The organism is Prevotella multiformis (assembly GCF_018127985.1).
GTDB classification, from domain to species: Bacteria; Bacteroidota; Bacteroidia; order Bacteroidales; family Bacteroidaceae; genus Prevotella; species Prevotella multiformis.
This window is the reverse complement of the sequence record NZ_CP072357.1, coordinates 1,520,484-1,531,277: the sequence shown is the minus strand read 5'-3', so window position 1 is coordinate 1,531,277 and position 10,794 is coordinate 1,520,484. Positions and strand designations below refer to the sequence as shown.

At 56.2% G+C, this 10,794-nt stretch carries 7 protein-coding genes; 4 read left to right on the top strand and 3 right to left on the bottom strand.

Annotated elements, in window-relative coordinates:
- Window positions 1-54: 54 nt before the first annotated feature.
- Both J4864_RS06040 and J4864_RS06035 read right to left on the bottom strand, forming a co-directional pair.
- Window positions 55-1,155, bottom strand: a complete 1,101-nt coding sequence (locus tag J4864_RS06040; protein ID WP_211814084.1) for an endonuclease/exonuclease/phosphatase family protein — start codon at window positions 1,153-1,155, stop codon at window positions 55-57.
- Window positions 1,156-1,272: 117 nt separating this feature from the next.
- Complete coding sequence (locus tag J4864_RS06035; protein ID WP_211814083.1) at window positions 1,273-2,229, bottom strand: rhomboid family intramembrane serine protease; 957 nt, start codon at window positions 2,227-2,229, stop codon at window positions 1,273-1,275.
- A gap of 216 nt (window positions 2,230-2,445) precedes the next feature.
- Between J4864_RS06035 and J4864_RS06030 the strand changes: the two genes are divergently transcribed.
- Window positions 2,446-2,721, top strand: coding sequence for an HU family DNA-binding protein (locus J4864_RS06030; RefSeq protein ID WP_007367914.1), 276 nt, complete (start codon window positions 2,446-2,448; stop codon window positions 2,719-2,721).
- A gap of 139 nt (window positions 2,722-2,860) precedes the next feature.
- On the opposite strand, the gene J4864_RS06025 is transcribed toward J4864_RS06030, so the two are convergent.
- Window positions 2,861-4,924 carry an outer membrane beta-barrel protein gene (locus J4864_RS06025; protein WP_211814632.1) on the bottom strand — a complete coding sequence of 688 codons (2,064 nt, stop codon included), beginning with the start codon at window positions 4,922-4,924 and terminating at the stop codon, window positions 2,861-2,863.
- 553 nt (window positions 4,925-5,477) lie between these two features.
- On the opposite strand from J4864_RS06025, the gene J4864_RS06020 reads away from it, so the two are divergent.
- From J4864_RS06020 to J4864_RS06010, 3 genes are all read left to right on the top strand, one after another.
- Complete coding sequence (locus J4864_RS06020; protein ID WP_211814082.1) at window positions 5,478-8,294, top strand: M16 family metallopeptidase; 2,817 nt, start codon at window positions 5,478-5,480, stop codon at window positions 8,292-8,294.
- Window positions 8,295-8,566: 272 nt separating this feature from the next.
- Complete coding sequence (gene metK / locus J4864_RS06015; RefSeq protein WP_211814081.1) at window positions 8,567-9,859, top strand: methionine adenosyltransferase; 1,293 nt, start codon at window positions 8,567-8,569, stop codon at window positions 9,857-9,859.
- Between the two features lie 6 nt (window positions 9,860-9,865).
- Window positions 9,866-10,792, top strand: a complete 927-nt coding sequence (locus tag J4864_RS06010; protein ID WP_211814080.1) for a DUF4271 domain-containing protein — start codon at window positions 9,866-9,868, stop codon at window positions 10,790-10,792.
- Window positions 10,793-10,794 lie beyond the last annotated feature (2 nt).

Genomic DNA, 10,794 nt, shown 5'->3' with positions numbered 1-10,794 from the left:
AGATAAGCATTTTTTCACACTTTGGGAAATTTATACCTTATAAATGTGTGCATTTTAAGGTTTCGGACGGTATTTGAGCCAGCAACAGACAGGGTAGTGGTCGGAAGTCTCCGCGCTGTCGTCCACCTTTGCGCCATACGGTTCGAAGTCGTCAGAGCAGAAGATGTGGTCGATGCGGAAGTACATCCCGCTCCGGTGATAGCTGATTCCGGGACCGTTGCCGCTGGCTACGTAGCAGTCGGTCAGTTCCCGGGCAATCGTCCGGTGGGTGTAGCTCAGCGGACTGTCGTTGAAGTCGCCGCAGAGGATGACCGGCACCTTCCGGTCGAGGTATTTCCTGACATAACGCGCCACGGCCACTGCCTGCGGCGCACGTCTTGCGGAGACCTCGCCCAGCTTTCTGAGCAGATGGAACGATTCGTTCCTGGCATCATGGGTGTCCATGTCTCCCTTCACCAGCGTCTTGAAGTTCTCCTTGTCGCCGGTACTCAGTCCGTTGCTCTCGAAATGGTTGTTGACGACGAGCGTCTTCGTCCCTTTGATGTCCACCAGATAAGCGACACTCTGGTTGCTGCCCGAGCCGTAAGGGATGCTGTCCTGCCAGAGCACAGGATACCTGCTGAGCAGTACCATGTGGTCGGCGCCGGGCTTTTTCTTCACCATCAGCCTGAAATAAGGATAATGCTTCTTCAGTGCGGGATAGATGCGATCCGTGCCTTCCACGTCCGCCTGCGCTTCCTGCAGGCAGACAATATCGGCCTTGCTCTTCAGGATGTAATCTACGATCGGGTTCTGCTCTCCGCCCGGCTCACTCCAGGTAGAAAACATGAAGACGTTGTAGGACAGCACCTTGATGGAGCCGTGCGGCTTGTCTTCGGGCAGATTGAACGGCGAATAGTTCCGGACAGGGCCGTAACAGAGGAGAAAGCCCAGCAGCGGCAGCCAGACCGTACGCAGCCTGACGAAACACCACAGCACGAGAAAGCCGAGGTTGAACGCAAGGAGTATCGGGAAGCCCAGCCCCAGATTGGCCAGCAGCGGGTGGTCGACAGGATTGAGCCGGTCGACATTGCCGACAAGCAGCATCAACAGCACCACGATGCCGTTGCCGGCAACAAGCAGCCTGAACGTAATTTTCTTGATCGTCCTGTACATTTCGTCTTTATCTCATGATCTCTGTACCGGGGACGCTTCCCAGACCGGACAGACAGACTAAGGACAGCCCAAGCTGGTCGGAGCTGTATGTCCTGTTCCGGCAAGCAGTCCCGTCTGCTACTTCCTGCTACTGTCAAACAGTTTCTGTTTTTCCTCTTTCGACAGGCTGTCATACCCGCTCTTGCGTATTTTGTCGAGGATGCGGTCCACCTCCTCCTGCTCCCGCTTCCTGCGTGCGTTGTAGTCCCAGTCGCTGTCGCTGCCGGCCGTATTGCCCTGGGACGTACCTGCCCAGCCGCTGCGGCTCTGCCTGTCATAGCCGTCGGCACGGTGTCCCGACCGCTGTTCCCACGTATGCTTCATGCGGTCGAAGAACTGCTGTCCCCTGTTCATGCCGAAGTCGCCGTAGCCGGAATACGGATGTTTCTTCCAGTACCGGATCAGCAGGAACCCGAAGAGCATGCCGCCCAGGTGCGCCAGATGTGCCACACCGTCGTTGCTTGTCCCGATCGCCGAGAACAGCTCCACGGCCACGGATCCCATGACGATCCACTTCGCCTTGATGGGGATGGGGATGGGGATGATGAACATACGCTCCTCCGGGAACAGCATGCCGAACGCCAGGAGCACCGCATAGATGGCACCCGAAGCCCCGACCGTCGTCATCATGTTCAGATAGACCGACATGGGGACGATGCTCCCGCCCATCCTCACGGAGTCGTACTGCGCCAGTCCCTCCACGACATACGCCGCATACTGTGCCAGCTCCTGGCACAGACCGGCCCCGATGCCGCAGACCAGATAATAGAAAAGGAACTTCCTCGGCCCCCAGACATTCTCCACGACCATGCCGAACATCCACAGCATGAACATGTTCATCAGGATATGCGTGAAGCCTCCGTGCATGAACATATAGGAAACCAACTGCCAGACATGAAAGTCGGAAGCCAGGAAGAAATGCAGGCCGAGGAGCTCGTTCAAGTCGATGTTCGACCCGCTCAGGACGTACGTGGCGATGAACACCAGCACGTTGATGACAAGAAGATTCTTCGTTACTACAGGTATGTTTCGCATTTACTGTTTTCTATATCTTTACGACTTTCTCATTAAAACACTGCAAAATTACGAAATTCTCCTGTCATCAAGCATGGAACAGGGGAGATAAAGGCTTAAATTTGTAAAAATCTACACTTTTCATTAGATTTTATTTGTTTTATAAAAGTAAACCGCTATATTTGCAGCATAATCCTGAATATCATTCATAAATTAATCAACAAATAAATCAAAATTATGAACAAGACAGAGTTAATCGAGAAGATCGCAGCGAGTGCCGGGCTGAGCAAGGCTGACGCAAAGAAAGCATTGGACGCAACGACAGAGGCCATCAAGGGCGCACTCGTGGCTGGTGACAAGGTACAGCTGGTAGGCTTCGGCACATTCGCTGTCAACGAGCGTCCTGCTCATGAGGGCATCAACCCGGCAACAAAGGAGAAAATCCAGATCGCTGCCAAGAAGGTTGCCAAGTTCAAGGCCGGTGCAGAGCTGGCTGATGCGGTAAACGCTTAAATTCGCAGACTGACTGCAACAGATAAGAGGCAGGCCCGACGGGTCTGCCTCTTTCCGTACAGGGAGAAATGAACGGACAGGAGCTGCCGGGCAAACCGCCCGGCAAAGAACCGGCAGCTGCATACCGTGCCGCGGCCCGCTACATGATCCCCGTCTGCCGGTCTTCCTTCTGCTGGATCGTCTTCCTGATTTCCTTATACGTCTTCCCTCTCGAGAGCCGCCAGTTGAAGCTGATGGTCAGCATATTGCCCAGATCCCTGCTGCGCTGGGAGATCTCCTTGTGCAGATATTCATTCAGCACCTGTGAGCGATACATCCTGGGATGCTGCTGGAAGGGATGCTGCAGGTAAAGCGAGACGGTGCAGTTTCCCAGCCGATAACCGGCGGTGAAATAGACGGCCGGACTGTCATGCCCCAGCTGTTCCCCCTCTACGAATTTCCAGCCGTTGTCCGCAAAGCCGGCCAGGGTCCAGCGGCCGAGATAGACCTGCACGTTGCCGCCACAGGTATAGGATGTAAGGTAATGACGGTAAAGACTGCTGACATTGAAGAAACGGTTGATTCCTCCGGCCAGGGTCAGGGACAGATGCTCGGGGATGAGGTCATACCTGAGGTAGTCCTGGACGTAGAACATCCGTATGCTTCCGGCGTTCTGCTGCGAATAAAGGAACTGTCCGGCCACCGTCCGTTCATAGACCCCCATGTTGCAGTTCTGGTTGTTCCGGTACTCCATATAGACGTTATTCGTCAGGCGCGGACGGCAGTAACTGACTTCCACCAGGTGCTGGATGACGCGCGAGGGCTTCAGGTCGGGATTGCCGACCGTCCACTCCCTGCTGTTGTTCCGGATGCGTGCCTTGCTCACCATGGCATAGGACGATACCCGGCGATAGGTCTGGAAGGTATAGCGCACGTCCAGCCCCTTCGCCACCTCGAAGCCCAGCGTCAGTTTCGGGCGGAACGTCCAGTAGTCGTACCGGAAGGCCGCCTGCGAATAGGTCTTGTCCGCCACGCCGGCACCCGCCGAACAGCTCATCCGTTTCCACCGCCCCTTCACCTCGGAGAAGAAATACAGTTCCCCGAGGTGGATTCTGTTCAGCGCCGACACGTCCCCTTCGTAATCGTTCCGGGTGTACTTCGCCATGTGCTGCACTCCTGCCGAGAGGGTGAAAGGCTTCAGCCGGTTCTCATAGACGGCTTCACTGCGCACCGTCCAGCTCCGTCCGTCGGCCCGGTAGGCGTAGTGTCCGCCCTCGTCATTCTGCGTCCGCCTGTCGGTATAGATGCCGGCCCCCACGATGTCCACCGTGACACTCTGGTGCTTCCCGAGCTGATGGAAGAAGTAGAGGTCCAATGCCGGGGAGAAACTGCTCTCCACGGCGGCCTTCCGGAAAGTCCCGGTCACGGCTCCGTCCCGCAGCAGGAAGTCGGCGAAGCTGCCGGGGCTGTTGCTGCCGTCGCCGGACAACGTCGCCTGGAAGACATACGTGGAAGAGTCGGCAAGACAGTATTTCACCTGGAACATATTTCCCAGCGTGCGGTTCCTTCCTGCCGTCTGCTCCCGGGAAACGAAGTGGTGGCTGCCGTCGGCCAGCAGGTAGTCCGCCGCCTCGGAGCTCCGCTCTCCACGGAAATCCTGATAAGAGAAGCCGTAGGAGAAAGACAGTTCCGAGTTCCTGCGGTTGAACTTGGCATAGACCCTGTCATCGCTGTTCCGTGCCGTGAGCGTATGCGTCAGGTCTGCCCCCACCGTATAGCCGCCGGTGTTCCGCTGCGTATGGATGTCGATGACATAAGCGATTCCCTCTCCATAACGCACCCCGGGATTATCGATGAAATCGATGTTTTTCACCTGTTTCGGATCCAAGGAGAGCATTTCCTCCTTGCCTGCCGGCACGCCGTTCAGCCGCAGCTGCACCTCCCCGTTGTTCATCAAGGCCGTGACCGTGTGCATCGTCTCGTCGACCCGGATGTGCGGAAGGGCGACCCTCCCCAGCAGACTGTACCCGTCAGCGGCGGCCTTCCGCTGTGCTTCGGAAGGGACGACCAGCTGTCCGTCCACCTTGCGGATCACCTTTGCTGCCTCCACGGTGACCTCCTTCAACGTTACCTGCCCGGCCTGCTGCCCGGCTTCCCCCTCCTTCTGCGCCGGGACCGGCAGGGACAGAAGGGCCAAAATCGCCATACATACAACTTTTCTCATCATCTTTCGCATCTTCGTTTTTTGCGTGCAAAGATAGCTTTTCACTGCCCGTCCGGCGAAAATAATCCCTGACATTTGGCTGACATTGTGTTTTCCTTCCATCTGCCGGGGCATTTCCGCTGTTTCCGCACAGCACGTCTCCCTTTCAAGGGGGAGTACGGGCCGAACCGTCCCCGGCCGGTCGGGAACAGGAGTACCAGGCGTTGGGAACAGGAGTACCGGCCGCCGGGAACAGGATTCCCGACCGGTCGGGAACAGGATTCCCAGCCGCTGGGAGACGCACCGCCGCTGCATCCCCCCGCCCTGCACTTTCCGGAAGCCGGAGAAGCGGAGATGTGATCTTTCATCAAAGTCATCAACGCGCGAGACAAACCTCATCACTCCGGATTCCTGAAGATCCGGAATAAAGGAAAACGGAGAAGAGCAACGGATTTCCGGGTAGCTTCCCGCTAAAGAAAAAAGCATTTTCTTCATCCGACTGGCTTATAGTTCGGGAATTTTATCTAAATTTGCGCCATAATAGCTAATATTCAATTACAAAACAACGTTCAAGATGAAAATCAAACACTTATTCTTGACTGTCTTGCTTTTTGTCACAGGGATGGTGTCTGCGCAGCAGATGGGGCCGATTCCCGTGAACAAGAACGTGAGACAGGGAAAGCTCAGCAACGGCCTGACCTATTACATCCTTCACAACGAATGGCCGGAGCATGTAGCCAACTTCTACATCGCACAGCGGGTCGGTTCCATCCAGGAGAACGACAAGCAGCGAGGGCTGGCCCACTTCCTGGAGCACATGGCCTTCAACGGGTCGGAGCACTTCCCCGACTCCACGCTGCTGGAATTCACCCGTTCGCTCGGCGTTGAGTTCGGCAGCAACCTGAATGCCTATACCAGCATCGACCAGACCGTCTACCGTGTCTGCGACGTGCCGACGTCCCGCCAGAGCGCACTCGACTCCTGCCTGCTGATTCTCAAGGACTGGTCGAACGGCCTGACGCTTGCCGACAAGGAAATCGACAAGGAACGCGGGGTCATCCACCAGGAATGGCAGCTGCGCCGCAGCCCGATCATGCGGATTTATGACGACGTACTGCCGAAGTTCTATCCCAACTCCAAGTACGGACACCGTATGCCGATCGGCCTGATGAGCATCGTCGACAATTTCCCTTATCAGGACCTCCGCGACTACTATAAGAAGTGGTACCGTCCCGACAATCAGTGCATCATCGTCGTCGGCGATGTGGATGTAGACCATATCGAAAGCGAAATCAAGAAGCTCTGGGCGAAGTCTACCGTTCCGGCCGACGCGGCACAGGTCGTAGACGAGCAGGTGCCTGACACCAAGGAAGCCATCTACGTCTTCGGAAAGGACAAGGAGATGCCTTACAGCCAGGTAGGCTTCTGCATGAAGCACGATGCTTTCCCTGATGATCAGAAAGGCGATATGTACTATTACATCGACTCGTACGCCAAGGAAATCATCACCATGATGCTCGACCAGCGGCTGGAGGAACTCTCGCAGAAACCTGACTGTCCGTTCACGAGTGCCAGTGCCGACGACGGCGACTACTTCCTCTCGAAGACCAAGGACGCCTTTGAAATGTCGGCATCGGCCAAGGACGGCAAGGACCTCGAGTCGCTGGCCGCCATCTACCGTGAGGCCCAGCGCGTGCGCCGGCACGGCTTCACTGCCGGCGAGTACGACCGCATGAAGGCGGAATACCTCTCCCGGATCGAGGCCGCCTACGTCAACCGCAACAAGATCAAGAATGCACAGTACGGCGACGAGCTGCGCGACCACTATCTCACCAACGAGCCTATCCCGGGCAAGGAGGACGAGTATCAGATCATGAAGCAGCTGATAGATATGCCGGCACTGAACGTGGACGTCATCAACAAGTATGCCCAGGAGCTCATCTCCGACAAGGACAGCAACTTCGTGGCTTTCATCTTCGCACAGGAGAAGGCCGGCAAGACCTATCCGACGGAGGCGCAGATGGCGCAGACCATCAAGGCCGTACGTGACGAGAAGATCGAACCTTACGTTGACAACGTGAAGCAGGAACCGCTCCTCGACGAGACCCGGCTGCCGAAGGCCGGCAAGATTACCGGCGAGAAAGAGAACAAGGTGCTCGGCTACAAGGAACTGACCCTGAGCAACGGCGCGCGTGTCATTCTGAAGAAGACCGGCTTCAAGGACAATGAAATCCAGTTCCAGGCGGTGGCCAAGGGCGGCAAAGGGCTCTATGGCAAGGCCGACTTCGACAACCTGCAGCTCTTCGATGCCGTCATGGGCAACAGCGGACTGGGCAGTTTCTCGCACCAGGAACTGCAGAAGGCTCTCTCGGGCAAGCAGGCTTCCATGTCGTGCACGCTGTCAAACTACTATCAGATGCTCGGCGGATCCTGTGTCCCGAAGGATGTGGAGACGATGATGCAGCTGCTCTATCTCAACTTCACGGATGTCACCAAGGACGAGGCTTCGTTCAAGTCGATGATGTCGCAGTTCGAGCTGGCGTTGAAGAACAAGGACCTCTCGCCGGAGAGCGTCTTCTCCGACTCGGTCACCTGCACGATCTACGGGCACGAGGCACGCTTCGCACCGGTGACGCTGAACACGCTGAAAGGCGTGGACTACGACCGCATTCTCCAGATCTGGAAGGAGCGTTATGCCAATCCGGGGCAGTTCGTCTACTACTTCGTCGGCAACTTCGATGAGGCTGCACTGCGCCCGCTGATCGAGAAGTACATCGCTTCCCTGCCCAAGGGAAAGGCCGAGAACTGGAAAGATGTCCCGGGTTTCGCTGCCGGAAAGATCGAAAACAGGTTCACCCGCAAGTCTGAGACACCCAAGGCCATCGCCTTTGAACTGTGGCATGCGCCGATGGCCTATACGGTTGAGAACTCCGTCCTGACAGATGCCGCCGCACAGGTGCTTTCAATGGTTTACCTGAAGAGCATCCGCGAGGATGCCAGCGCCGCTTACTCCGTGAGTGCCGGCGGCGGTCTGCAGCGTCGAGGCGACAAGGCAGTGGCGATCATACAGGGCTACTGTCCGATGGACCCGAACAAGTCCGGTCTTGCCCTGAAGCTCCTCGCCGAGGGGATGAAGGACAACACGGTGAAGATGGATGCCGACAAGGTGCAGAAGGTAAAGGACTTCATGCTGAAGAATGCGGAGCTTTCCGCCAAGAACAACGGCCACTGGATGGACATCCTCGACGAGTACATCTGGACGGGTGTCGACCTCCAGACAGGCTACAAGGCAGCCGTAGAGGCACTCACTCCTGCCAGGCTTGCAGCTCACCTGAAGCAGCTGGTTGCTGCCGGCAATCATGCAGAGGTGGTGATGACACCGGGTAAGTAAAGGACGGTTCCCGCCACAGAACAGACAGGCGGTGACAGGCGATGACGAACGTTTCCAAGCGTTCATCAAAAGCCTGCCACCGCCTTTTCCGTCTGTCCCCGGCGCCATCGGCCGCCGCCTTCCATCCTCCTCCGAGAGGGCCGGGGAGGTCTCCCGCCACCTCTTATAATTTATAATAATGTATAAATCTCCCCCTTTTATTTTGTTTTCCAAGCAAGTTGCAGTAACTTTGCACCCTTAAACGGAAAAGTAAACAATAAAACAGAGGAAATATGGCATATTTGTTTTCATCGGAATCCGTATCTGAGGGACACCCGGATAAGGTTGCCGATCAGATCAGTGACGCACTGCTCGACCAGTTCCTGGCCTACGACGAAGAGGCCCGGTGCGCAATAGAGACCTTCAACACCACGGGACAGGTCGTGATCATGGGAGAGGTCAGGTCCAAGGAATACGTCGACCTGCAGACCATCGCCCGGAAGACCATCAACAACATCGGCTACACGAAGGCCGAATACCAGTTCGACGGCAACAGCTGCGGCATTCTCTCCGCCATTCACGAGCAGAGCGACGACATCAACCGGGGCGTCGACAACGGCGATGCCGAGAACCAGGGAGCCGGCGACCAGGGGATGATGTTCGGCTATGCCTGCGACGAGACCGACAATTACATGCCCGTCACCCTCGACCTGGCCCATCTCATCATGCGCACGCTGGCCGACATCCGCAAGGAAGGCAAAGTGATGACCTACCTCCGTCCGGACGCCAAGAGCCAGGTGACGGTAGAATACAGCGACGACAACCTGCCGCAGCGCATTGACACCATCGTTGTGTCGACACAGCATGACGACTTCATCAAGCCGGCCGACGGTTCGCATGAGGCACAGCTGAAGGCCGACAAGGAGATGGTGGACAGAATCCACAAGGACGTCGTCGAAATACTGATGCCCCGCGTAAAGGCGCAGATCAGGTCGGAGAAAGTGCTGGCGCTGTTCAAGGACGGCATCAAATACCTCGTCAACCCGACAGGCAAATTCGTCATCGGAGGGCCGCATGGGGACACCGGTCTGACGGGTCGGAAGATCATCGTCGACACCTACGGCGGCAAAGGCGGCCATGGCGGCGGCGCCTTCTCGGGCAAAGACTCCAGCAAGGTGGACCGTTCGGCAGCCTATGCGAGCCGCTATATTGCCAAGAACATGGTGGCTGCCGGCGTAAGCGACGAGATACTCGTACAGCTGGCATACGCCATCGGTGTCGCCGAGCCGGTCAGCGTCTACGTGAACACCTACGGCCGTTCGCACGTGAAAGCCTCCGACGGCGAGATTGCCGAACAGGTGAAAAAGCTGTTCGACCTCCGTCCGAAAGCCATCGAGAAGACATTGAAGCTCCGGCAGCCGATGTATCTGGAGACAGCGGCATACGGACACATGGGACGGAAGAACGAGATTGTAAAGAAGACCTTTTCAAGTCGTTATCACGATACCAAGACCGTGGACGTGGAACTCTTCACATGGGAGAAGATCGACCGCGTGGACGAAATCAGAAAGGCATTCGGACTTTAATTGACAATGCCGACAACCGACTCCATCGTTCCCTCTTCCCTGTTGCTGAAGCCGGCAGCAGGAAAGATGAAGAAGACCGATTCTGCGACAAAGGCGGACCAGTCTCCTGTTCCGCCGGCCTTGCTGTGCCCCCGGAAGCAGAAGACCTTTCAGCTGACGGACATCCACTTTGCGGAAGAAGGCTACTTCAAGGGCAGCAAGTACTTCAAGACAGAACGCGGAAGCAGACACGCCGGCGGAGTTGAGGGCGTACCGGTCCCCTATACGGTCAGCAATGACAACACGATAACGGTCCTGCTCTTGGGCTGCTTCGTCATGGCGATGGTGGCATTCTCCGTGTCACGCAACTTCATTGAGAAGCAGATCAGGAGTTTCTTCCATATCGGCCGGCGCAAGGAATCGGTCACCGAGACGGACTATGAAGTGCGCTTCCAGCTGTTCCTAATAGCGCAGACCGCTTTGCTGGCAAGCATCCTCTATTACTTCTTTGCACACGGAGGGAACAACGGACGGCCAGAATGCGCATCCCACCTCGGGACGATAGGATGCTTCTGCGGCATCTTCATGGGCTACTTCCTGCTCAAGTACTTAACCTATGGGTTCGTCAACTGGGTGTTCTTCGACAGGAGAAGCAACGGACAATGGAACCACACATGGCTCTTCCTTTCCTCACTCGAAGGGGTGCTGCTGTTCCCGGTAGTCCTGCTTCAGGTGTATTTCTCATTGTCGGCGAATGCGGCACTGGTCTGTATACTGATTGTCATGTTATTCGTCAAAATGCTTGCTTTCCATAAGGGCTATTCCATCTTTTTCAAAAGAAAGGGTGTCGGTCTGCAAATAATTTTGTACTTTTGTGCGCTCGAATTGATGCCGCTGATGGTATTATGGGGCATTTTGCTGATTACAGATAACTATTTGGTAATAAACTTTTAGGA